The 23,884-nt window shown below is 70.2% G+C and carries 17 protein-coding genes; 8 read left to right on the top strand and 9 right to left on the bottom strand.

The window, feature by feature from the left end:
• The first annotated feature begins 83 nt into the window (after positions 1 to 83).
• The 6 genes from ACODT0_RS00830 to ACODT0_RS00805 all read left to right on the top strand — a co-directional run bounded on the left by ACODT0_RS00830 (position 84) and on the right by ACODT0_RS00805 (position 8,916).
• Complete coding sequence (locus tag ACODT0_RS00830; RefSeq protein ID WP_489040263.1) at positions 84 to 3,041, top strand: type VI secretion system Vgr family protein; 2,958 nt, start codon at positions 84 to 86, stop codon at positions 3,039 to 3,041.
• A gap of 40 nt (positions 3,042 to 3,081) precedes the next feature.
• Positions 3,082 to 5,730, top strand: a complete 2,649-nt coding sequence (locus ACODT0_RS00825) for a DUF2169 family type VI secretion system accessory protein (protein WP_489040262.1) — start codon at positions 3,082 to 3,084, stop codon at positions 5,728 to 5,730.
• Entirely contained in the window at positions 5,727 to 6,779 is a 1,053-nt protein-coding gene (locus tag ACODT0_RS00820; protein WP_489040260.1) for a pentapeptide repeat-containing protein, read from the top strand. Before ACODT0_RS00825 ends, ACODT0_RS00820 begins: the two co-directional genes overlap by 4 nt.
• 45 nt (positions 6,780 to 6,824) lie before the next feature.
• Entirely contained in the window at positions 6,825 to 7,454 is a 630-nt protein-coding gene (locus ACODT0_RS00815; RefSeq protein ID WP_489040259.1) for a DUF3540 domain-containing protein, read from the top strand.
• Positions 7,455 to 7,461: 7 nt separating this feature from the next.
• Complete coding sequence (locus ACODT0_RS00810; protein WP_489040258.1) at positions 7,462 to 7,857, top strand: DUF4150 domain-containing protein; 396 nt, start codon at positions 7,462 to 7,464, stop codon at positions 7,855 to 7,857.
• 108 nt (positions 7,858 to 7,965) lie between these two features.
• Positions 7,966 to 8,916 carry a helix-turn-helix transcriptional regulator gene (locus tag ACODT0_RS00805; protein WP_489040257.1) on the top strand — a complete coding sequence of 317 codons (951 nt, stop codon included), beginning with the start codon at positions 7,966 to 7,968 and terminating at the stop codon, positions 8,914 to 8,916.
• A gap of 15 nt (positions 8,917 to 8,931) precedes the next feature.
• Here the strand turns inward: ACODT0_RS00805 and ACODT0_RS00800 are convergent, their stop codons facing one another.
• Genes ACODT0_RS00800 through ACODT0_RS00770 form a run of 7 tightly spaced genes read right to left on the bottom strand, consistent with a single transcriptional unit; the run spans position 8,932 to position 15,920 of the window.
• Positions 8,932 to 10,062, bottom strand: a complete 1,131-nt coding sequence (locus ACODT0_RS00800) for an SMP-30/gluconolactonase/LRE family protein (RefSeq protein WP_489040256.1) — start codon at positions 10,060 to 10,062, stop codon at positions 8,932 to 8,934.
• A 36-nt stretch (positions 10,063 to 10,098) separates the two neighbouring features.
• Positions 10,099 to 10,989, bottom strand: a complete 891-nt coding sequence (locus ACODT0_RS00795; protein ID WP_489040255.1) for an alpha/beta fold hydrolase — start codon at positions 10,987 to 10,989, stop codon at positions 10,099 to 10,101.
• Positions 10,986 to 11,801, bottom strand: a complete 816-nt coding sequence (locus tag ACODT0_RS00790; protein WP_489040254.1) for a shikimate dehydrogenase family protein — start codon at positions 11,799 to 11,801, stop codon at positions 10,986 to 10,988. Before ACODT0_RS00790 ends, ACODT0_RS00795 begins: the two co-directional genes overlap by 4 nt.
• Positions 11,794 to 12,612: a sugar phosphate isomerase/epimerase family protein gene (locus ACODT0_RS00785; protein ID WP_489040253.1), complete on the bottom strand. Its 819-nt coding sequence runs from the start codon at positions 12,610 to 12,612 to the stop codon at positions 11,794 to 11,796. Before ACODT0_RS00785 ends, ACODT0_RS00790 begins: the two co-directional genes overlap by 8 nt.
• Positions 12,609 to 14,051 carry an FAD-dependent oxidoreductase gene (locus ACODT0_RS00780; protein WP_489040252.1) on the bottom strand — a complete coding sequence of 481 codons (1,443 nt, stop codon included), beginning with the start codon at positions 14,049 to 14,051 and terminating at the stop codon, positions 12,609 to 12,611. Before ACODT0_RS00780 ends, ACODT0_RS00785 begins: the two co-directional genes overlap by 4 nt.
• 23 nt (positions 14,052 to 14,074) lie before the next feature.
• The gene (locus tag ACODT0_RS00775; RefSeq protein ID WP_489040251.1) at positions 14,075 to 14,902 is read right to left on the bottom strand and encodes an alpha/beta fold hydrolase; all 828 of its coding nucleotides are present in this window, start codon (positions 14,900 to 14,902) and stop codon (positions 14,075 to 14,077) included.
• Between the two features lie 10 nt (positions 14,903 to 14,912).
• Positions 14,913 to 15,920 (bottom strand): Bug family tripartite tricarboxylate transporter substrate binding protein, encoded by a 1,008-nt coding sequence (locus tag ACODT0_RS00770; RefSeq protein WP_489040250.1) that lies wholly within the window; start codon positions 15,918 to 15,920, stop codon positions 14,913 to 14,915.
• A gap of 123 nt (positions 15,921 to 16,043) precedes the next feature.
• Here ACODT0_RS00770 and ACODT0_RS00765 point away from each other — a divergent pair, with 123 nt between their 5' ends.
• Positions 16,044 to 16,931, top strand: a complete 888-nt coding sequence (locus ACODT0_RS00765) for a LysR substrate-binding domain-containing protein (RefSeq protein WP_057589983.1) — start codon at positions 16,044 to 16,046, stop codon at positions 16,929 to 16,931.
• Between the two features lie 169 nt (positions 16,932 to 17,100).
• Positions 17,101 to 20,253 (top strand): PAS domain-containing protein, encoded by a 3,153-nt coding sequence (locus ACODT0_RS00760; RefSeq protein WP_489040248.1) that lies wholly within the window; start codon positions 17,101 to 17,103, stop codon positions 20,251 to 20,253.
• Positions 20,254 to 20,275: 22 nt separating this feature from the next.
• Here the strand turns inward: ACODT0_RS00760 and ACODT0_RS00755 are convergent, their stop codons facing one another.
• Both ACODT0_RS00755 and ACODT0_RS00750 read right to left on the bottom strand, forming a co-directional pair.
• On the bottom strand, positions 20,276 to 21,889 hold the full coding sequence (locus tag ACODT0_RS00755) for a patatin-like phospholipase family protein (protein ID WP_064262136.1): 1,614 nt from the start codon (positions 21,887 to 21,889) through the stop codon (positions 20,276 to 20,278).
• A gap of 273 nt (positions 21,890 to 22,162) precedes the next feature.
• Complete coding sequence (locus ACODT0_RS00750; RefSeq protein WP_489040247.1) at positions 22,163 to 23,812, bottom strand: ankyrin repeat domain-containing protein; 1,650 nt, start codon at positions 23,810 to 23,812, stop codon at positions 22,163 to 22,165.
• Positions 23,813 to 23,884: the final 72 nt, after the last annotated feature.

Here is a 23,884-nt window from a genome sequence, read left to right as displayed (position 1 = left end):
CGGCCATTGCAGGACGCGCGGCCATCCATTCGAGCGGAACGACCATCGCGCCGCGCCCGCCGATTTCGAACAATCGATGACCCATGCACACGCACGACATCCGTATCGACACCGACTCCCCCGTCGCCAACGACCTCATGTTCTGGAGCCTCATCGGCCACGAGGGCCTGTCGCGCGCCGCGGTCTACGAACTCACGGTGCTGTCGAAGAACGGGCATGTGCAACCCAAGGACATCCTGGGCCGCGCCTTCGACATCGGCATCGACTTCATCGATGCCCATGAGCTCCCGCACACTCGCCACTGCCACGGGCACGCCGTGCGCTTCCTGCGCGAAGGCCGCACCGGGCGCTACCACCGCTACCGCATCACGCTGCGCTCCTGGTTCTGGCTGCTGACCAAGCGGCGCAACTCGCGCATCTTCCAGGACAAGCCGGTGCTCGATGTGCTCAACGGCGTGTTCGAGGACAGCCCGGCGCGGCGCATCCGCAAGACCAATGCCGACGGCGTGATCGGCGCGCACGAACCGCACCGCTACTGCGTGCAGTTCCAGGAGAGCGACCACGATTTCCTCTCGCGGCTGCTCGAGGCCGAAGGCATCTACTACTGGTTCGACGCGCACGACGAGCCGGGCCGGCTGCAGCTCGCCGACACCAGCTTCGTCGCGCACAAGCGCCTGCCGGCCACGCCGGTGCTGCACTACACCGACGTCGCGGGCGAGGCGCGCTTCAACGAGATCACGCGCTGGATCTCCACGCAGCGCCTCGACACCGGCAAGCATGCGGCGCGCGACAGCGACTTCAAGGCCATCCGCAAGAACATCGGCGCCACCATCGACGCCGCCGACGAGCACGAGCTCGCCGAGTTCGAGGACTTCGAATACCCGGGCGACTACTTCAGCGTCGAGCACGCCGAGGCCACGGCCAGGATCCGCGGCGAGGAACTGATCGCGCGCCGCGACCGCCACTGGGCCGTGACGACCTGGCCCGACGTGGGCGTGGGCCGCAGCTTCGTGCTCGAGGGCGATGCGCCCGAACTGGCGCGCGGCGAACACCTGATCGGCGCCTGCAGCTTCGTCATCACCCATCCGGGCCATGAAGGCGCCGACGACGAGCGCACGCGCAAATGGCATGCCGAGCGGCTGTGCGGCCTGATCGCGGGCGACGCGGTCAACGATGGCGCGGACGGCGTGCTCGACGAGCTGATCCGCACCGAGCGCACGCTGCACGATGCGCAGCGCGGCGTCTGCGTGTTCTTCCTCACCGTGCTGCCGCTGCAGCTGCCGTTCCGCCCGCCGCGCCTCACGCCGCGCGTGACCATGCCCGGCCCGCAGACCGCGATCGTGGTCGGCCCAGAAGGCGACGAACTGCACGTGGACGAACACGGCCGCGTGAAGGTGCACTTCCACTGGGACCGTTACGACGAGAGCAACGAGAAGTCGACCTGCTGGGTGCGCGTGTCGCAACCCTGGGCCGGCAAGGGCTGGGGCGGCTACTTCGCGCCGCGCATCGGTCAGGAGGTGATCGTCGACTTCCTCAATGGCGACCCCGACCGGCCCGTGATCGTGGGACGGGTCTACAACGACGACCAGCCGATCCCCTACAAGTCGCCCACGCAGAGCGGCTTCCGCACGCGCTCCACGCCCGGGGGCGATGCGAGCAACTACAACGAGATCCAGTTCGAGGATCGCAAGGGGGAGGAGCTGTTGTCGGTGCATGCGGAGCGGGACATGCGGCGCAGCGTGGAGCGCGACGACACGACCGGCATCGGCCGCGATCAGTGGCTGCGCGTGGATCGCGACCAGCACACGCATGTGCACCGTGACCAGACCTTGCTGGTGGACCATGAGCGCAAGCTGCACATTCGCAAGAACGAATCGCACAAGGTCGACCTGACGCAGCGCACGGAGATCGGCGAGGAGCAGCTCACGCACGTGGTGTCGAACCAGGTGACGCAGATCGATGGCGTGCAATCGACGACGGTCAAGGGCGATCTGTTCACCCACACGCAATCGTCACGACAGGACATGACGGACGGCGACGAGCGGCGCCAGGTCAAGGGCAACCAGGACATCGTGGTTCACGGCAACCTCGGCTACAAGGCCACCAACATGACCTTCGAGGCGAAGCACATCGACTTCAAGGTGACGGGTTCGAGCTCGATGGTGTTGGAGTCCCCGAAGGGCCCCTACACGATCATGGCCAACAAGTACACGCTCGTGAGCAACACCGATGCGTCGATCATCGCGGTGGGGAACATCAACCAGACATCGATCGAAAACAACGTGACCGTGTACGGGTCCAACAACGGCAGCTTTCACGGCATGTCGAGCGATACGAACATCGGATTCGCGCGAAGCACTTTCCTGGGGCTTGCGATGGAATCGACCATCGGACTCGGAATCAGCAGTACCGCAGGCGCGCAGCTCGAGTACTTTGCCGGTGCGCGCTCCAGTACGACACTGAGCGCGGACATGGAGATGTGCTCCGTCAAGATGTTTCTACCGGCGGGAAGCACGCCCGGTGACAACATCACCGTGTTGACGGCGAGTCAGACCAGTGCGTTCACCCTGGCTCATACGCTGGTGGGCTTCTCGGGTCTTATGACCTGGGCCCTGGGCATCGGCGAAGACGGAGCGCAACACAGCCAGGCGGCGCAAGAGCTGCGCGAGGTCGCCCAGGCAGCTGCCAACGCCGGTCATCCGGGTTTGGCCGCGAGACTCAGACGCCTGGTGGAAGACGGCGCCGGCACCATGGGCGACGATGCACCGACAAGCACGATGTCGACGAAGGGCGATAAGTTCTCCGAGGACTACCACGACTTCTATGTGCGTCCAAGAAAGCCCGGCGAAGCGCCGAAGCTCTTCGACATCGACTATCCCTGGTATCAACCACGAAGGTCGGAGCAGTACACCTGGACTCCGGACAACTCCCGCCTCTTCGGCACGCGGAAACCACCTCCGCGTCCCGAAGGATTGGATGAACAGCTCAATCCACCGAGCCCACCCGATCCTGGAGCCGGGCCCGAAGATTCCGAGAAGTAACCGGCTTGACCGAGCACGCGCCCGCTCGCGCAGATCACCCATGCACATCATCAAGCCCCAATCCCTGGGCCTGTCCTTCCGCCCCATGGAGTTCCGCCACCGCTTCGGCCTCAGCGTCTCCGGCTACCTCCATGTCCCCTTCGCCCAGGCCGAGCGCGGCACGCTCTGGGCCGAGCAATCGATGTGGGACTTCCTTGCCAAGGAAATGGCGTCGCCGGTCATCGACGAAGGCATCGCCAAGCTGCATCCCGAATTCCTGGTCCATGGCCATGCCTACGCACCCGCGGTGGACACGCGCGCCGTCGCGGTGCGCGCGCGCATCGGCCAGCGGGAGAAGACCGTGCTGGTCTTCGGCGAGCGTCGATGGGAAGGGCGCGACCCCACGGCACCGCTGCCGTTCTCGAAGATTCCGCTCGACTGGGCCCATGCCTACGGCGGCCCCGATCACCCGGCGAATCCACAGGGCAAGGGCCGCGCGGTGCTCGAAGGCATTCGCGCCCTGCCGCACCTCGAACTGCCGCACGATCGCCTGCTCGAGATCGACCAGGCCATCGCGCCGGCGGCCTTCGGTCCGCTCGATCTGACGCATCCGCAGCGCGCGGCCTGGCGCGGCACCTACGACGAGGACTGGCTCACGCGGCATGCGCCCGGGTTCGCGCCCGATACCGATTGGCGCTTCTTCAATCTCGCGAGCCGGGATCAATGGTTCGATGCGCCGCTCAAGGGCGACGAGGACTTCGCCTTCGATCACATGCATCCCGACCGGCCCTACGTCGCGGGCCGCCTGCCGGGCCTGCGCGTGCGTCTGTTCGCGGGCCGCGCGCCGGACCAGGGAAGCGGCGAGCCCGCGACGCTCGACGAGATCCCGATGCAGCTCACCACCGTCTGGTGCTTTCCGCACGCCGAGCGGCTGGTGCTGATCTTTCACGGGCTGGCGCAGACCGAGCGCGACGATGCCTGCGACATCACGCGCCTGCTCGGCGCGGTCGAGCGCATCGACGAGCCGCGCGATCCGCAGCACTACCTCGACACGCTGAACAAGCGCGCCACCGGCAGGCATGCCGCGCTCCATGCGCTCGACGACAGCGCGCTGCTGCCGCCGGGGATCGACACCGCCGATCCCGCCACCGAAGCCGCGCAGGCCGCGCTGCGCCCCGACGGGCTTCAGGAGGACGCGCAGTACCGCCGCGCCGCGATCGACGTCGAGATGGCACGGGACCAGGTGCGCACCCAGGGCAAGGATCCCGATGCGCTGGGACTTCGGCTGCCGCCGCGCCAGCAGCCGCCCAAACCCGAGGAGATGCCCGCCTTCATCGAACGCACGATCAAGGACATGGAAGCCCAGGAGTGGGCCGCCCTGGAGGACACGGTCACGCTGCTCGAGAACGCCAGGGAATTCGCGCAGAAACACCGGGTCGACCTGAAGCAGGCGCAGCACCGCGGGCCGCCGCGGTTCAACGCGCGCGACGAACTCGCGCGCCTCGAATCGGCCCATGCCGGCGCCGGCAAGGCCTTCGACCGCAACGCCTTCGTTCCCCGGCTGCAACAGGCGGAAGCCGTTGCGCGTTCGAACTACCTGCAATCGGCGCATCGCCAGCCACCGGTGGACTCGCTGCCCGCGGCGCAGGCGGCCGAACGCCGGCGCGAGCTGCAATGGATGCTGGCGCACGGCTTCCGGCGCTGGCTGGGCTTCGACCTGACCGGCGTCGACCTGTCGAACCTCGACCTGCGCGGCGTCGACATGACGGGCTCTTGGCTCGAGAGCGCGAACCTCACGAACGCCAACCTGACGGGTGCGGTGCTGCGCCTGTGCGTACTCTCGCACGCCTGCCTCGAAGGTGCGGTGGCGATCGAGGCGCAGCTCCAGGGCAGCAACCTCGGCGGCGCGCGGCTCGCGAACGCGGTGTTCGACCGCGCCGACCTCACGGGCGCGCAGCTCGGCGGCACGGCGCTTACCGCAACGCAGCTGCGCGAGGCCGTCATCGACAACCTGCAGTCGATGGACACCACCTGGGGACCGGCCGACTGGAGCGGCGCGCGCGGTGCCGGCCTTCTGTTCCACAAGCTCGACCTGCGGGGCCTGGTGCTCGATGGCGCGCGGCTGACCGGCTGCCAGTTTCTCGAATGCCGCCTCGAGGGCCTGAGCGCGCGCGATGCGGTCTTCACGGGCAGCACCTTCGTCGGATGCCGCCTCGACGACGCCCGCCTCGCGGGTGCGAATCTGTCCGGAGCCACCTTCGTGCAGTCCTGCGTGCTGCGCGGCGCGGACCTGTCGGACGCCCGGCTCGACGGCGCCAATCTGGCGGACTGCGATCTGGGCGCGGCCCGGCTCACGAGCGCCGTGCTCGACGGCGCGCACCTCGCGGGCGCCTGCTTCGAGCACTGCGATGCCGAACTCCTCAGCGCGCGCGGCGCGATGCTCTCGCGTTCGCGCTGGGCCGGTGCCAGGCTCTCGGGCGCGAACCTGCGCGAGGCGATCCTGCAGCATGCCGACCTACGCGGCTGCGACCTGCGCAACGCCAACCTGTTCGGGGCCGACCTGTCGCGCATTCAGCTCGACGCCGACGCCCGTTTCGACGGGGCCTTGTTGACGCGCGCACGAACCTATCCGCGACTGACGCCCGAGCAGCAGGCGGCGGCCGCGCGCCAGGCGCACGCACGCGCACAGGCCCTGGAGCAGCCCGCATGAACGCCACGCTGCTGGGCATCGCGATCCTGTTCGGCGAGACCCTGGAGGGCAAGGACTTCCGCAAGGGTGCCTATGCGGGGGCCCGCGTGGCGGGCGGTGTCTTCTCGCGCAGCCAGCTGAACGAGGCGGACTTGCGCGGCGCCGATGCGCGCGAATGCGTGTTCGATCGCTGCGACCTGCGCGGCGTGCTGTTCGGCGGCGCCAACCTGCGCCGCACGGTCTTCAACCAGTGCGAGATCGACCATGCGGACTTTCGCGACGCCAACCTGCAAGGCGCCGTGTTCTCCGAATGCCGCGCGACGCATGCCCAGCTCTCGGGGGCCGCGCTCGCCATGGCCACCTTCACGCGCTGCACGCTCGACCATGCGGGCATGGCGGGCGCGGGGCTGCGGTCGAGCAGCTTCAGCAGCTGCAGCCTGGTCGACGTGAACGCCGACGACACGCACTGGGAGCATGCGGCGATGATCGAATGCGATGCGTCGCGGCTGACCTGGGAGCACGCGACGCTGCGGCGGGTCACCTTCCACAGGACGGGCCTGGAGCGCAAGTCGTTCCGCGGCCTCGCGCTCGAGGCCTGCCAGTTCAACGAGGCACGTCTCTCGGGTGCCGACTTCCGCGAGGTCGCGCTCGCGCAGTGCAACTTCATGCAAGCGCAACTCGACGACGCCGACTTCACGCGCGCCCGCGCGCCCCAGGCGATCTTCTGCGGCGCTTCCGGCAGCGGCGTCCTTTTCGCCGGGGCCCATCTGTCGCAGGCCCTGTTCACCAGCGCCACGCTGCCGGGCGCGCGCTTCGATGCCGCCAACCTGCACCAGTGCCATTTCGCCGACGCGCGACTGCAGCGCGCGTCGCTGCGCGATGCCGACCTGAGCCATGCCGATTTCAGCGGCGCCGACCTCTGCGGCGTGGATGCACGCGGCGCGACGCTCGTGCGCGCGATGCTGCATGGCGCCTGCACCGACGATGCGCAACTGCCCGACCGGGCGCGCGCCATCGAGATCGACGAAGACCGCGCCCGGGCCGATGCCTGGCGGCCGGTCGCGGCCTGAACGCACCCTCCCCACCGCCAAGAAGAAGACGAAAGCACGGACACCATGTCGAACCTCCCGGCGCTCGAGCGCCTCGCCCCTTCCACCCGCGCCGAGGCCTTCGTGGCGATCGTCACCGCCGCGCTGCCCGACGGCTGGACCGTGGCCGATGCCGGTGCGAGCCATCGGGCGCGACGCGCCGCCAGCTGCCTGCTGCGGCCCGAGGTCGGCGACAGCGTCGCCTGCATGCGCGTGGCGATCGGCGAATGGTGGATCACCGCGGTGCTCGACCGCGCGGAGGGCACGCCGCAGACCTGGCATTGCGACGGGCCGGCGCGCCTCGAAGTCGGCGGCGGAATCGCGATCGCGGGCGCGGACGTGCGTATCGACAGCCCGCGCTTCGCGGTCCGCTCGCGCAGCGTCGAGTTCACGGCCGACGAGACGCTCTTCGTCGGCGAGCGCATGAGCCTCATGAGCCGGCAGGTGCGGTTCGTCGGCGACATGCTCCACAGCGTGTTCGACCGGGTCAGCCATTTCAGCCGCAGCTACCTGCGGCGCACCGAGGGGCTGGACCGCGTCCACGCGGAACACCTCGAGCAGGAGGCCGACACCTTGCTGCGCATCAGCTCGGAACACACGCTGATCGACGGCGAGAAGCTGGTCAAGGCGCGCGGCGGCCAGATCCACTTCGGTTGAGGCCACGATGTTCTCGAACTGCCAGCTCATGGGCACCGACATGGCCTTTCCCGACGTCTGCATGACGCCGGCCGCGCCGTCGCCGATCCCGGTGCCCTACCCCAACATCGCGATGGGCCCGATGGCCATACCGAACTGCCCGACCGTGCTGATCATGGGCGGCCCGGTCCACAACATGGCCACCACCATCCCCATGACCAACGGCGACAACGCGGGCGTGCTGCTCGGCGTGGCCTCGGGCACGGTGATGGGGCCGAGCCGCCATACGACCGGGTCCACCACCGTTCTCTACCACGGCATGCCCGCCACCCGCCTCACCAGCACCACGATGCAGAACAGCACCAACGCCATGGGCACGCGCATCGCGCCGAGCCAGACGCTGGTGCTGATCCTCGCACCCTAAGGCCTATCGCCAATGGCCAACGCGGCAAGGGGCGCCCTAGGACCTCCGGCGGAGTGCCAAGCAGGCGTGCGATCACTAGCATCCGCTGTTTTCCGATTTCTTCCTCGCATGTCGAAGACCTTCAAGCGCGGGCGCCACCACGCCGCCCCGCACGAGACCGCACCCGACACCGAACGGCTCATCGCACGCCTCTGGTTCGAGCCGGTGCTGAGCTTCCAGTACCGCTGCGCGGCGAACGACGCGGTCGAGGTCCGCAGCCGCTCGCATGCGCCGCTGTACGTGTTCTGCGACGACGGCTGGCGCGTGCGGATGGCCGACGGGGTTCATCTCGCGAACAGGGGCGACATCCTGTTCCTGCCGCGTGGCGGGGTGCACCTGGTCTTTCGCGACGAACAGGTCGTGCCGCGCGGCATCGAGGACCTGGTGCGCGCGGGCTTTCGCAACCGCCACGGTGTCTATGCGGTGGGCTCCGAGCACGACGCGCTCGTCGTGGGCAGCTTCTTCGAGACCAGCGCCCTGATGGAACACCCCCTGATGGCGCTGCTCCCCGAGGTGGTGCACTGCAAGGCCGGCGAAGGCGCCGGGGATGCGCGCGTGGTCGACTGGGTGCGCTGGATTTCCGACCTCGACGCCGGCAATGCGATGGCGATGGGGCCTTCGATCAACGGCATCCTGCGCATGCTGCTGTCGCGCCACTTCGCCGACCCGGCCCATGCGGTGGGACTGGAAGCCGCGCCCGGACGCCGCGATCGCCAGCTCTCGACGGCCGTGCTCGCGATGCACGAGCATCCCGCGCGCAACTGGACCGTCGATGCGCTGGCGGCGCTGTGCCACCTGAGCCGCAGCGCCTTCGCTTCGCGCTTCAGCCAGCAGTTCGGCCTGCCGCCGCTGCGCTACCTCTTCCACACGCGCATGCGCATCGCCGCGCGCCTGCTGAAGGAGCAGCGGCTCACGCTCGACCAGGTGGCGCAGCAGGTGGGCTACTCGAACGGGCTCGCGCTCTCGCGTTCCTTCAAGCGCGCCACCGGCATGCGGCCGCGCGGCCAGGCGCAGCCCTGAGGAAGCTTCGCGGCCTCAGGGCGCGGGTGCAGCTCCGCTCTTGCCCACGCGCAGCCGGTACACCTTGCCCACGCCCACGGTCGCCACGTAGAGCATGTTCGCCTCGGCGCCGCGGCCGAAGCCCACGTTCACCGGGCTCTCGCGGTTCGGCAGCACGAGCCGCGCCACCAGCTGGCCCGCGGGCGTGAGCACGTAGAGGCCCGGCCCGCCGGGCGAGGACGGCAGCGCGAGGTAGACGTTGCCCTCGGTGTCGGTGGCCATGCCGTCGACGCAGCCGGCCTTCTCGAGGTCGAGCAGCACGCGCGGCGCGCCAGGATTGCCCTCGGCATCGAGCGCATAGGCCAGCAGGCCGCCCGAGCCGGTGCGGTCGAGCGGGGCCGGGCCCTGCTCGCCGAGCGCGTTGCTGCCGGGGTCGCACAGGCCCGCGTAGAGCGTGCGCCCGTCGGGCGAGAGTTCGACGCCGTTGACCTTGGCGTTGTCGCCGAGGATGCGGGCGATGGGCCACAGGCCCTTGGCGCCGCTGCCCGCGACCGGCGGGTCGAGGCGGTAGACGGCATGGATGCGCTGCTCGATGGTCTCGGGGCCGAACAGCCGCAGGTCGGAGAAATAGATACGGCCCGCGCGGTCGATGGCCACGTCGTTGGGCGCATTGAGCTGCCGGTTGTCGTGGAAGTAGGCGACCACGCGGTAGTCACCGCTGCGCAGATCGGTCACCGACACGCGGCGACCGCCGAAGTCGGCACCCTCGGCCGCCACCAGGCGGTCCTGCGCATCGATGGCCAGGCCCGCCGCCATGTTGCTGGGCTCGCGGAACACGCGCGGCCGGCCGCCCGGCGGAATCATCCAGATGCGGCCGCCCTGCACGCCCCTGGCGTCGCTGCAGCCGACCGAGCGCGTGATCTCGGTGAAATAGACGCTGCCATCCGATGCGGTGGCGATGCCCTCCATCACGCCGCAGCCGCCCGCATGCACGGTCTCGAACGCGGTCGATGGAAAGAACTCCTGCTGGCGAGTCAGCGCCGCGTCCTGCAGGCCGCTCAGGCGCACGGGTGGTTGGGGTTGCGCGTGCGCAAGGGTGGACTGCAGCAGCGCCAGCGCGATGCACAGCGGCGCCAGCAGGCGCGAACGCAGGGTTCTGTCTCTCATGGTCTTCTTCTCCTTCGTGAATCCGGGTACGGCAATTCAGGCATGGCGCCGCAGGAACGGCAGCACGTGTGCCAACACCTCGTCGGGCGCCTCCTCGGCCATCAGGTGGCCGCAGTCGACGGTGCCGCCCTCCACCGTGTCGGCCCAGGTCTTCCAGACTTCGGCCGGATCGGGCCGCGCGGTGTTCGACGCGCTCCACAGCACCTGCACCGGGCAGGCCAGGCGACGTCCGGCCGCGAGGTCCTCGCGGTCGTGCTGCAGGTCGATCGAGGCGGCGGCGCGGTAGTCCTCGAGCATCGCGTGGCGCACCGACTCCTTCGCGAAGGCGCGGTGGTATTCGGCCAGCGCCTCGGGCGTGACGGCGTCGACCTTCTGCACCATGTTGCGCAGGGTCCAGTCGAGGTAGTAGGCGGGATCGGCGCGCAGCATGCGCTCGGGCAGGTCGAAGGGCTGCGCGAACAGGTACCAGTGGAAGGCCTTGAGCCCGAAGGCCATGCCGGCGCGCTTCCACATCTCCTCGGTGGGGATCACGGTGAGCGAGACGAAGCAGCGCACGGCTTCCGGCGTGTCAAGCGCGAGCCGGTAGCCCACGCGCGCGCCGCGGTCGTGGGCCATGACGGCGAAGCGCTCGAAGCCCAGCGCGCGCATCAGCGCGAGCTTGTCGGCGGCCAGCGTGCGCTTGCAGTGGTTCAGATGCAGCGGATCGCCGGCGGGCCCGGTGCTGTCGCCATAGCCGCGCAGGTCGGGCGCGACCACGGTGAAGTGCCGCGCCAGCACGGGAGCGACGCGGTGCCAGGCCACATGCGTCTGCGGGTAGCCATGCAAGAGCAGCAGCGGTGGTCCGCTGCCGCCGACTTCGACGTGGATCCGCGCATCGCCGAGTTCGATGGAGCGCGCCTCGAAACCGGGGAAGAAAGCCGCACTCATCGCAGCACCTCGGCGAAGAAATCGGCCATGGCCTCGAGCTGCTCGTTCATCATGTGGCGGCCATGGACGATGCGCGCGCCCATGGATTCGGCGAGCGCGAGCAGCGCGGTGGTGGGCGGCTCCATGATCACGTCGGCCACCGCCTGGCCCGCGCGGATCGCCGAGGGCGCGATCGGCAGCGGATCGTCCGCGCGCATGCCGGCGGGCGTGGCGTTGACGAGCAGGTCGCGCGGGCTCTCGCCATCCCATGCGCCGGCGTTGCAGCCGAGCGCGCGCAGTCGCGCGACGAGATCGACGCGCTTCGCGTCGTCGGCATCGCGGATGTCGATGGAGGCGGCACCCGCGGCGGCGAGCGCGAAGGCGATCGCATTGCCCGCGCCACCGGCGCCCGCGAGGCCGACGCTGCGGCCCCGCACCTCGAAGCCGTTGCGCACCAGGCCCGCGAGAAAACCGGCGCCATCGAGCAGCTCGCCCTGCCAGCCCTGGCCATGGCGGCGCAGCACGTTCACGGCGCGCGCTTCGCGCGCCGCGCGCATCAGCTCGATCGGCAATGCCGCCACCTGCTGCTTGTGCGGCACGGTGACGACGATGCCCGCGAGGTTGCGTACGGCGTGCAGGCTGTGAAGCAACGGCGCCAAGTCGTCGGCGTGCACGTGCAGCGGCACCAGCACGGCGTTGAGGCCGCGCCGCTGCAGGCACTGCGTCAGCAGCAGCGGCGCCTTCACCTGCGCGATCGGGTCGCCGATGATGCCGAGCACGGCGGTGCTGCCGTCGAGCTTGAGGCCGTTCCAGTCGAGGGTGTTGTCAGGCATGGGCGAAGCCGTTTCGTTGCAGGAATGACGTGGTGGCGCGATAGGCGGCCGCGGCGCGCGCCTGCGGATCCATCGTGGCCATGCGGATGGCGCTGGGCGCCTCGACCGACAGCAGCGCATCGCCGGCCAGGGAGGCGAGCAGCGCGGCCAGCGGCAGCGCGCCCTCGCCCGGAAACAGCCGGTGGGCCCGGCCTTCCTCGGCGGGCGAGAGGCCCGGGTGGCGCTGCGCGGGCGCGTCGTTGATCTGCATGAAGCCGTGGTCGATGCGCTCGGCATGCATCTGCGCAGGCTGGCAGCCGGCACGGCAGAAGTGCAAGGCATCGACCACGATGCGTGCATCGGACGCCGGCACCGCGGCCACCAGCCGCTGCGCATCGGCCAGGCTGCGCGCGGCGGTGTAGACCATGAACTCGACGCCGAGCGACAGCCCGTGCGGCCGCGCCCGTTCGGCCAGCGCGGCGATGCCGTCGGCGGCGCGCGCGAGGTCGGCATCGTCGACATTGACCATGAGGCAGCGCGCGCCCAGCGCCTGCGCCGACTCCATCACGCCGGCCAGGGCCGCGGCGTCGAAGTCCGGCTTGATGCGCGCGATCTCGATGTCGTGCACCGCCATGCCCAGGTCGCTCAGCCGCGCCAGCGTTTCGCGCAGCATCGCGCCGCCCACGGCCATCGGGAACGGCGCCTCGCCGAGGCGCGCGGGCAGCAAGCGGATGCCGACACCCGCGAAGCCCGCCGCATGCGCGGCCTCGACCAGCCGCGGCGGCGTCGCATCGAGCATGCCGAGATGGGCCAGTGCGAGCCGGAAGCTCATGCGGTCGCCTGCGCTTCCGTTGCCACCGGTGCGGTCTGCCGCAGCGGCACGCCCTGTGCGATCAGCAACGCCTGCAGCCGGCCCACGTCGACCTCGCGCGGCAGCACGCCCGCTTCGGCCGCCAGCGCGGCCGCGGTGCCGGCCGCCTGTCCCGTGAGCCAGCATTGCGGGATCTCGCGCATGAAGCCGTGCGAGTTGGTGTCGCACGAGATGTGCTTGCCCGCGGCGAGCACGCCATCGAGCCGCTCGGGCACCAGCGCGCCGTAGGGCACCGAGATGTTCGGAAACTTCGGCGAGGGGCTGGGGCTGATGCCGATCTCGTCGGCCTCGACCGCGCCCGCGTCCCAGTCCGCGCGCCGCACGCTCTTGACGCCCGCGAGCCGCCGGCCATGCCGGGTGCCGATCTGCGGCGCCATCAGCATAGTCCAGGCCTGCTCGAAGCCCGGCGCATGCGCGCGGTAGAAAGCCAGGTGCTCGGCCATGCTGCGGCGCGACTCCCATTCGACCTGCGTCATCTCGTCGACGTCGAGCGCGCTGAAGCCCGACTTGCGCGGACCGAGGAAGGTGGCGACGTCGTCGCGCCAGGAGACGATGGGCTTCTCGAAGCTGCCCAGCGTCTCGCGCCCCCGCGCCAGCAGCGCCGAGTAGGCCCGCGGCTGGTGCGCGCGGAAGTCGAGCCAGCGCCGCATGTCGACGCCCGCGAACAGCCACGAGGTGTTGATGCAGTGGTGGATGTCGTGTGCGTCGATGTCGGACGAGAAGGCCGCGCCCGCGGCGGCGTAGAGGTCGCCCTCGCCCGTGGTGTCGACCACCACGCGCGCGAGGATGGCGCGCCGGCCCTGCTTGCTCTCGAACACGGCGCCGGTCACGCGCCCGGCCTCGGCGATCGGCGCGACCATCCAGCCATGCAGGATCAGGTCGACGCCGGCCTCGCGCACCATCTGGTGGTACACGCCCTTGAGCATCTCGGGGTCGATGGTCGGCGAATGGGTGACCACGCCATGGAAGGCCGCGGTGCGCAGCGACCAGTGCTCGGCCTTGGCGGCGTCGCGCGAACCCCAGTCCTCGCGCGGCGGGCCCGCCACGGCCTCGCGACCCAGGCGGTCCATGAACTCGGCCGCCAGGCCCTGGATCACGTGCCGGCCCGACCAGTCGGTCATGCGGTCGATCCAGATCACGAGGCCGCCGGTCGACAGGCCGCCCAGGTGGTTGTAGCGCTCGAGCAGCACGGTGCGCGCGCCGCTGCGTGCCGCCGCCACGGCGGCCGCCACGCCCGACGGGCCGCCGCCAAGCACCAGCACGTCGCAGCGCTCGTGCACCGGCACCTGGCGCGCCGGCTCGGTGATGTGGCCGTGCGGCTGGCGCGTGCGGCGCTCGCCCTGGCGCGCATGCACGTCGGAGCGGAAAAAATGGCGTTCTTCGGGGGTCAGGGTTCCCATCGCGAGGCTTTCATTCAGGTCAATCAGGAGGACGAAGCGGCCGGGGCCGCGAGATCGGTCAGCAGTTCGGTCAGCGCCGCGGGTGCGGTGACCATGGCGTCGTGCCCGGTGGCCAGCGTGCGCAGTTGCCAGTCGGCATCGGCGCGCACGCGCGCCTTGGTGGGTTCGAGCGTGGCGATCGGGTCGCCCGTGCACTCGATGTAGGTCTTGGGCAGGCCGTTGCCCAGCGGTGCCTTCAGCAGCAGCGGCTGCAGGTAGGTGCCCACGGGCTGCGGCGTGAGGTGGCGCGCGACCCAGGCCGCATCGGCCGGGTCCTTCACGCCGAAGGCCGCGGGTGGCAGCGCGGCGGCCGCGCCCACGCCGCCGCCCGTCTCGCGGATGGCCTTGAGGCGCTGCTCGACCACGGCCGGCGGGAAGTCCGAGAACAGGCTCTTGCCGGGCTCGAGCAGCAAGGCATCGAGGTAGACGAGCTGGCGCAGCCGCTGCGGCACGCGGTCGGCCACACCCGAGATCACGATGCCCGCGTAGCTGTGGCCCACCAGCACCACGCGCTCGAGCTCCTCGAACTGCAGCAGGTTGACGACGTCTTCCACGTGCGTGTCGAGGTTGACCTGCGGCGAGATCAGGTGGCGCCGCTCGCCGAGGCCGGTGAGCGTGGGCGTGTACACCGCGTGGCCGCGTTCGCGCAGCCGTGCCGCCACGCGCGACCAGCACCAGCCGCCATGCCAGGCGCCGTGCACGAGCACGAAGGTCGAGGGCTGCGCCGCGCGCGCCGGCTGCGCGAGGGCGGCCGATGCGAGCCCGGCGCCGGCGATGCCGGCCGCGCCCGAGAGGAGGTGTCGGCGTTTCATGCGCGGCCCCTCATTCGCTGCGCACGCCGGTGCGCTGGATCACGCCGCCCCACATCGCCGTGTCCTGGGCGATGGTGCGCGTCAGCGCCTCGGGCGCGGTGCCCAGCGCCTGCCAGCCCTGGTCGAACAGGCGCTGCCGCACCTCGGGCGCCTTCAGGATGCGCGCGATCTCTTCCGACAGCCGCTGCACCACCGGCGCCGGCAGGCTCGCGGGGCCGAAGATCGCGTTCCACGAGGCCACGTCGAAGGACTGGCCGGCCGCCAGCGCCGACCGCAGCGGCGGCAGGTCCGCGAAGGCCGGGAACGGCGCCGCGGTGCTGACGCCATAGAGCCGCAGCCGCCCGTTGCGCGCCTGCGGCACGGCGATCGACGGGATCATGAACGACAGGTCGATCTGCTGCCCCATCAACGCGGTCGCCACCTGCGGGAAGCCCGGAAACGGCACGTGCACCGCCTGGATGCCGCTCAGCGTCTTGAGCAGTTCCATCGCCAGGTGCGAGCCCGAGCCCGGCCCGACCGAGCCGTAGCTGAGCCGGTCGCCACGCGAGCGGGCATGGGCCAGAAGGCCGCGCAGGTCGGTGGCGGGGATGTCGGTGCTGCCGGCCAGCACGAAGGGGCTGCTGCCCACCAGCGAGATCGGCCGCAGGTCGCGCGCCACGTCGTAGGGCACGGCGGGGTTCAGCAGCTTGGCGGTGGTCAGCGGGCCGTTGCCGGTCAGGCCGATGGTGTGGCCATCGGTAGCCCGGGCCACCGCCGTCACGCCGATGGTGCCCGCGGCGCCGACCTTGTTCTCGACGATCACCGCCTGGCCCAGCGCCTGCGCCAGCGGATCGGCGACGGTGCGCGCCAGGGCGTCGGGCGAGGAGCCCGGCGGAAAGCCGACGACCAGGCGCACGGGCTTCTGCGGCCAGGGCGCCGCGGCCCGCGCCGGCCGCACCCAGGCGGGCACGACCGAGGCCGCGAGCGCGCCCTGCAGCAGGCGCCGCCGCGGCGGCGAGAAAGACGGGGGGTGATGCATGGATGCGGTCTCCTGTTCGGGCTCATGAGGTCCCGTGAGGCCTCATTCTTGACCCGCGATTCAACTCGGAACGTGATGTTTGATGATCGCTTTCATCACGTTCCGTGATTGAATCGAGGCCCCATGCCGACCCCGAACACCCCCGCCCCGCGCAGCCACACGGCCGACATCGACCTGCTGCGCGTGTTCGACACGCTGGTGCGCATCGGCAGCTTCACCACCGCGGCCAAGGCGCTGTCGCGCACGCAGTCGGCGGTCAGCATGCAGATGCGCCGGCTCGAGGAGCAGCTCGGCGTGCAGCTGGTGGAGCGCGGCAGCCGCAAGCTGGTACCCACCGCCGAGGGCCTGCAGCTGCTGCCGCTGGCGCGCCAGATGCTGCGGCTCAACGACCAGCTGTTTCGCGACGTCGATGCGCAGGAGGTCTCGGGCAGCGTGCGCCTGGGATCGATCGAGCACTACGCCACGCGCGTGCTGCCGGCGCTGATCGCCGAGTTCTGCCGGCTGCATCCGCGCATCCACGTCGAGCTGCAGCATGGCGTGTCGTCGCTGATGCATGCCGAGCTGGGCGCGCGCTACGACATGGTCATCGGCATCGGCCCGGTCGGCTCGGGCGAGGGGCTGCCGCTGTCGAAGTCGCGCATCGTCTGGGCCGCCGCGCCGGGCTCGTCGACGCACCTGCAGCGGCCGTTGCCGCTGGCGCTCAATCCCGAGGGCGCGATGCTGCGCGACTGGGCCACCCACGCGCTCGACCGCGCCGGCATCCCCTGGCGCATCGCCTACACCAGCACCACGGTCACCGGCCTCGAGGCCGCGGTGCGCGCCGGCATCGCGGTGGGCGTGTTCCGCGAGGCCACGATCTCCAAGCGGCTGCGCATCCTCGGCGCCAAGGAAGGCCTGCCCGCGCTGCCCGAGTCCGAGGCCTGGCTGGCCACCGCGCCGCTGCCGGGGCGCAAGGCGGCCGAATTGCTCGAGGCGTTCCTGATCCACCGATTGCGCAAGTCGCAGCGCTGAACGGCGCGCGTGGCGGACAGGCTCCCGTCCTGTCAGCGTCCGCCCTCGGCCGGGCCTGAAACCCGCTGACTTCCCGCCGGCACCGCGCCCCTCTATATTTGCCGGCAATTCCGCCCGGCGAGGCGGCGGCGACGGCGAGGCTGCGGCTCGCCCACGAAAGGCGCAGGCAATGGTGGACGGTTCCGGCAACACGCAGCGAACGGGCGACGAAGGAGAACGCACGCACCTGGCCTTCCTCGAGGGCGGCGGCGAGCTGGGCCGCCTGGTGCGCGACTTCCCCTGGGAGCGCACCTCGCTCGGGCCGATCGCCACCTGGCCGCAGAGCCTGCGGACCGCGACCAGCCTGCTGCTGCGCTCGCCGGTGCCGATCGTGATGCTGTGGGGCGAGCCCGGCTTCATGATCTACAACGACGCCTACTCGGTGTTCGCGGGCGGCCGCCATCCGCAGCTGCTGGGCTCCGAGGTGCGCCAGGGCTGGCCCGAGGTGGCGGACTTCAACGACCACGTGATGAAGGTCGGCCTGGCGGGCGGCACCCTGGCCTTCAAGGACCAAGAGCTGGTGCTGCACCGTCACGGCAAGCCCGAGCCGGTGTGGATGAACCTCGACTACTCGCCGGTGCTCGACGAGAGCGGCCGCCCCGCCGGCGTGCTGGCGATCGTCATCGAGACCACCGAGCGCATCCGCGCCGAAGCCGCGCTGCGCGAGAGCGAAGCGCGCGCCAGCGGCGTGCTCGAGGGCATGGCCGAGGGCTTCGTGCTGGTCGATGCCGGCTACCGCGTGCTGGCCATCAACGCCGAGGGCATGCGGCTGGAGACGCGCTCGCGCGAGGAGATCATCGGTCGCACCCTGTGGGAGGCCTGGCCCGGCACCTTCGAGAGCGCCTTCGGCCGGCTCTATCGCCAGGCGATGGGCGAGCGCCGGCGCGTCGAGATCGAGCACTTCTACACCTGGCCCAGCGGCCGCAGCGCCTGGATCGAGATGCGCGCCTACCCCTCGGGCGACGGGCTCGCGATCTTCTACCGCGACATCTCGGAGCGCAAATCGGTGGAGGAGCGCGAGCGCTTCCTGCTCAAGCTCAGCGACACGGTGCGCGACCTCGCCGACCCGGTGGCGGTGACAAGCGCCGCCGCCGAGCTGCTGGGCCGCCACCTCGCGGTGGGGCGCGCGGGTTATGGCGTGGTCGATGCCACGCAGAAGAACGTGACCGTGGCGCGCGACTGGAGCGCCGGCGCCCTGCCCAGCCTCGCGGGCGAATCGCGCGTGCTCGACGGCTTCGGCCCCGAGGTGGTGGCCGAGCTCAAGGCCGGGCGCACCCTCGTCATCGCGGACTTCCGCGCCGATGCGCGCGCGGGCGGCGCGTATGCCGACACCTGGGAGAGCATCGGCACGCGCGCGCTGGTCGTGGTGCCGCTGCTGCGCGCGGGCGCGCTGCGGGCTGTCTTCTACCTGCACGAAGCCGCGCCCAGGCCGTGGATGCCCAACGAGATCGAACTGGCCGAGTTGACCGCCGAGCGCACCTGGGACGCGGCCGAGCGCGCGCGCGTCGAGGCGCGGCTGCGCGACAGCCGCGACCGGCTCGCGATGGAGACCCAGACGCTGGAGATCATCAACGCCACCGGCGCGCAGATCGCGGCCGAGCTCGACCTGCAGAAGCTGGTGCAGCACGTGGTCGATGCGGGCGTGGAGCTCACGGGCGCGAGCTTCGGCGCCTTCTTCTACAACGTGCTCGACGAGGCCGGCGAGCGCTACATGCTCTATTCGCTCTCGGGCGCCGACCGCGCTGCCTTCGAGAACTTCGGCATGCCGCGCGCCACGCCCGTCTTCGCGCCCACCTTCCGCGGCGAGGGCGTGATCCGCTCGGACGACATCCTCGCGGACCCGCGCTATGCGCAGAACCCGCCCAACAAGGGCATGCCCCGCGGCCACCTGCCAGTGCGCAGCTACCTCGCGGTGCCGGTGGTCTCGCGCTCGGGCGAGGTCATCGGCGGGCTGTTCTTCGGCCATGTGCAGACCGGCATGTTCAGCGAGCGCTCGGAGCGCGTGATGGTCGGCCTGGCCGCGCAGGCCGCGATCGCGATCGACAACGCGCGGCTGTTCGATGCCGTGCAGCATGCCAACACCCAGCTCGAGGAGCGCGTGAAGGCGCGCACCGCCGAGCTCGAGCTCGCGCACGAGCGGCTGCACCAGTCGCAGAAGATGGAGGCCGTGGGCCAGCTCACCGGCGGCATCGCGCACGACTTCAACAACATGCTGGCCGTGGTCATGGGCTCGCTCGAGCTGCTCAAGCGCCGCATGGGCGACAGCGACCCGCGCGCCCAGCGCTACACCGAATCGGCCATGGACGGCGCGCGCCGCGCCGCCGTGCTGACGCAGCGGCTGCTCGCCTTCTCGCGCCAGCAGCCGCTGCGGCCCGAGGCCATCGACGCCAACAAGCTGGTGGCCGGCATGTCCGACCTGCTGCGCCGCGCGCTCGGCGCCGAGGTTCAGCTCGAGACCGTGCTGGCCGGCGGCCTGTGGCGCGCGCACGCCGACCCGAACCAGCTCGAGAACGTCATCCTCAACCTCGCGGTGAACGCGCGCGACGCCATGCCCGAGGGCGGCCGCCTCACCATCGAGACCCAGAACGCCCACCTCGACGGCCACTATGCGACCACCCACCTGGGCGTGCCCTCGGGGCAGTACGTGATGATCGCCGTGACCGACACCGGCATGGGCATGAGCGAGGAGGTCATCGCCAAGGCCTTCGACCCCTTCTTCACCACCAAGGGCGTCGGCAAGGGCACCGGCCTCGGCCTGAGCCAGGTCTACGGCTTCGTCAAGCAGACCGGCGGCCACGTCAAGATCTATTCGGAGGTGGGCCACGGCACCACCGTCAAGGTCTACCTGCCGCGCTTCGCCGGCGCCGGCGCGGACGATCCCGATGCCGAGCGCGCCGACGAGGTGCCGCTCGGCGAGATGCAGGAGGTGGTGCTGGTGGTGGAGGACGAGCCGGCCGTGCGGCAGTTCAGCGTCGACGCGCTGACCGAGCTCGGCTACCGCGTGCTCGAGGCCGACGGTGCCGCCGCCGCCCTGCGCCAGCTCGAGGCCCATCCCGAGATCGCGCTGCTGTTCACCGACGTCGTCATGCCCGAGGTCAACGGCGCCAGGCTCGCCGAGGAAGTGCGCCGCCGCTGGCCCGCGGTGAAGATCCTGTTCACCACCGGCTACACGCGCAACGCGGTGGTGCACAACGGGGTGCTCGACGCGGGGGTGGAGCTGATCGGCAAGCCGTTCACGCTGGAGGCGCTGGCGGTGAAGGTGCGGCAGGTGCTGGAGGGCTGAACCCGCCAGCACCCCGCTCGCGCTAGCGAGCGGCCGACAGCTGCTGGTCGCCCGGCGGCAGGAAGCAGAACGCCATCGGCGTGTCGTGCTCGTAGTCCAGCGGCACCCCGTAGCAGTCCTCGGTGTGGTCGATCTCGACGCCGATGCAGATGGGCACGTACGAGTCCGGATTCACGCTCGGCACGTCGGCGGGCGCGGCCTTGTTCTGGATGAAGAAGTAGCCGAGCTCCTCGGTCGACACCAGGCTCCAGAGCTGGCGGTCCCGTGCGGCGTCCTGGCGCGCCTGGACGATCAGCTTCGGCGCGACGCCGGTATCGCCGCCCGACAACGTCATGACGAAGCCCGTTCCCATCGCCGTCTCCAGGTACCACCAGTCCTTTTCGGTGGAGGGCACGAACTTCCAGAGCTGGTTCTTCACGCTCGGGTCCGTCATGGGTTTCCGGCTGTAGGCGATGACCTGCGCCCCGGACGCACTCGATGCGTCCTTGATGTCGAGCACGCGAACGATGTTGCCCTTGTGGCGGATGAAGAACTCCGTCTTCAGCGGATCGATGTGGCTGGCCTTCTGCGCCGCCGTCTTCGCGGGCGCCGACGAAGAGCGGCCCACGGCCGGGCCTGACGCCACCACGTCCCGCTTCCAGTAGGCATCGATCAGCGCCAGCGCGCCCGTGATGTCCACGCTGTTGCCATGGCGCTGCAGCAGCGAGAGCGCCTGGTCGTTGGTCGAGTTCTCGGGAATGAAGCACGGCAGCCTCGGATTGAGGTTCACGTAGCGGTCGCCCAGCAGCATCTTGGCGATGTTCGGCATGAGCTCCGTGGAAGTCCCGTTGAGGCTCATGTCCAGCACCGGCGACGCGCCCTTCTGGTTCATGAGGAAGGGCGTGATGTTGTCGAAGGGGTTGCCGTCGCCATTCATCCACTGCGAGGCGCCCCAGTCGTGGGTATCGCTCTGCAGCCAGTAGGGCATGTAGCCGGTTCCGATCGTGATCGCGGCGATCTGGTCGAGCGTATAGCCGTTGCGCACCGCGAGGGCGATCGCGGCGACCGTGGGGTCGTGGTTGAAGAAGGCGCCATCGACATTGCCGTTCATCGAGCCGAGCTGCCCCGGCATGGCGCCGCTCGAGGTCGCCGCATGCGCGATCAGGGTCTCGGCATTGCCCTCGAGGCCGTCGAGCCTGTCCCGCTCCGTGCCGAGCATGTTGGTGAACATCATCGGCTTCCACGGGGTGGGCATCATCTTGCCGTCATGCTGGTCCGGCTCGACGCCGCCGACATTGAACGAGACGAGCAGCACGTCGTGCCGCGCATTGGCGATCGGTGTCGTGCCATGGAGCTCCTCCTGGCTGGCCAGCACCTCGTCGATCGAGTAGGCGGGCTTTCTCGGATCGGGATTCATGGCGTTGTAGAAACTCAATTCCTTGCCGGTGAACAGCTTGATCAGATGCTCGGGCTTCTTGCCCGCCAGCAATTCGCTGCTGATGATCGCGCCGGTCGAGCAGCCCGCGAACATCTTGGTCTGGTCCAGCAGCGCCGTGTCGGCGTTGTACAGGCGCTGCAGGATGGTGGCCGAGAGCAGACCACGGATACCGCCACCGACAAACGAGATGATTGTGTAGAAGCCAGGTTTAGTCGACATCACGAATCTCCTTTGAGTTGACCCCAATTGGGGAATCGCAGTGTCGATTTCCGATATTGGATTTGCACCTTACTTTTTCTTGCAACGGCCCTTCGAATACCGCTGGCTCGCGCCTTCGATGAGGACAAACGTATAGCTACGGATTCCGGTGAAATTGCGTGCAATTGCCTCTGGCATTCGCACGCGAAATCTATTTCAGCGAGCTATCGGGTGTAAGAATTTTCTAATAGCCGCTCTTTCGGAAAGGGCCATCTCGTTCCCGATCTCCGTCACTCATCCGGGCGTCGCGGCGAGCAGAAATTCCGTGACCTCTTCCGAGAATGCCTTGCGCGTCCCGTCGATCAGCACCGTATCGGCACTGGCCGGATCGGGTTGCGCGGTCGGCATGCCATGCGCGACCAGGGCCTCGGCGCAACCCAGCCAATCGCCGCCCTCGACGGGCTGGTTGTACGAGGCCCATGACAGCGAGCCGATGGCGTTGTCGCCATAGCCGTGCTTCTCGGTCCAGCTCGCGCCGTGCTCGAGCAGAAAGCGCGCGAGCGCGGCATCGCCACGGAACACGGCCTGGTTCAGCGCCGAGGCATCCCAGTCGCCGCCGCGCGCGGCGATCGGCCAGCCGCAGCGCACCATGGTCCGCACCGCATCGCCGCAGCCTTCCTGCGCCGCGAGTTCGGACAGGAGGCGAAGCTGCGATTCCGACAGCGTGTCGACGAGGCCGGGATGCGCGGCCTGCAGCGCGCGGGCGGCCGGTTCGTCGGCGCGCGCGCAGGCCGCGATGAAAGCTTCCTGCGGCGCGTCCTGTGCCTCGCCACCGGTGCCTTCGAGCAGGCGCGCCACCTCCACCAGCCCGAAGCGCAACGCCAGCGTGCGCGCATCGATGCCCTCGCGCGTGCGCGCCGAGGTATCGGCACCCGCGGCCAGCAGGGCCTCGATGTGGGCCGGCGAACGGCGACGGCGAATCGCCCACAGCAACGGCGTGCCCCACTCATTGGTAGGCGCGCTGCCGGCGCTCTCATTGGGATCGCCGCCATGCGCGAGCAACAGCTTCAGCGCCTCGACATCGTCGAGGTCGAGCACGCGGTAGAGCGCGTTGGTGCCGGTCACGCGCGCGCCCGCCGCGAGCAGCAGCGCGGTGCAGGCGCGGTTCTCGAGCGAGTGGTAGAGCGACTCGTTGTCGTCGGGATCGGCGCCGGCATCGAGCAGCAGCCGCGTGGTTTGCGGATCGCGTTGCTGGCCGGCCGCGCCGTACAGCGCCGTGAGACGCTCGTCCTCGTTCGGCGCGGCCAGCGAGGCGGGCGGCCAGCGGTTGCCGATGGACTGGTCGGCATCCGCGCCGGCCTCGAGCAGCAGGCGCACGCAGGCGCGCATGCGTTCGCGGTAGGCCGGCAATTGCAGGAAGGCCGAGTGCGTGACGGCCACCAGCGGCGGCAGCTTCAGCGGCCCGCCCGCGCGATGCACCCACGAGGGATCGCGCGCGATCGCGGCGCGCAACGCGGCCTCGTCGCCGACGGCGCAGGCCAGCCAGGGATCGTCGCCGAGCAACCGCGGCGTCTCGGCGAGCAATCGCTCGGCCACCGCGGGCCGCGCTGCGTTGTTGCCGCCGGCCACGTCGCCCGCATAGACCAGGGCCAGCCAGTGCCGCAGCGCCCTCGCGGGATCGGCCACGGCGGCCTGGCGCGCGAGCACGAAGCCCTGCAGGTCGGTCCAGGAGACGAAGCCGTATTCGCGCGCGATGCACGACTGCGCGTCGTGCAATCGCAGGTCCATCGCGGCAATGGCCGCGTCGCTCCTCGCGGCCGCGGCCGGCAGGTGCGCGCGAAACCGCGCGATGGCCGCCGCGTCGCCCTGGCGGTAGGACGACAGCAGCGTCTTGGCTTGCTTCTTGAGATGGCCCAGGTCGGGCCGGGGGGGGATGCGCTTCACAGGAACCTCCGTGCATCGACGCCGAAGACCCGCAAATTCGGCTGCACAAAGGACTGCTGGTTGCTCAGCGTG

Source organism: Variovorax sp. FG153, from assembly GCF_057809595.1.
Note: the sequence above shows the minus strand (reverse complement) of the source record. Positions and strands in the feature narration are given on the sequence as shown.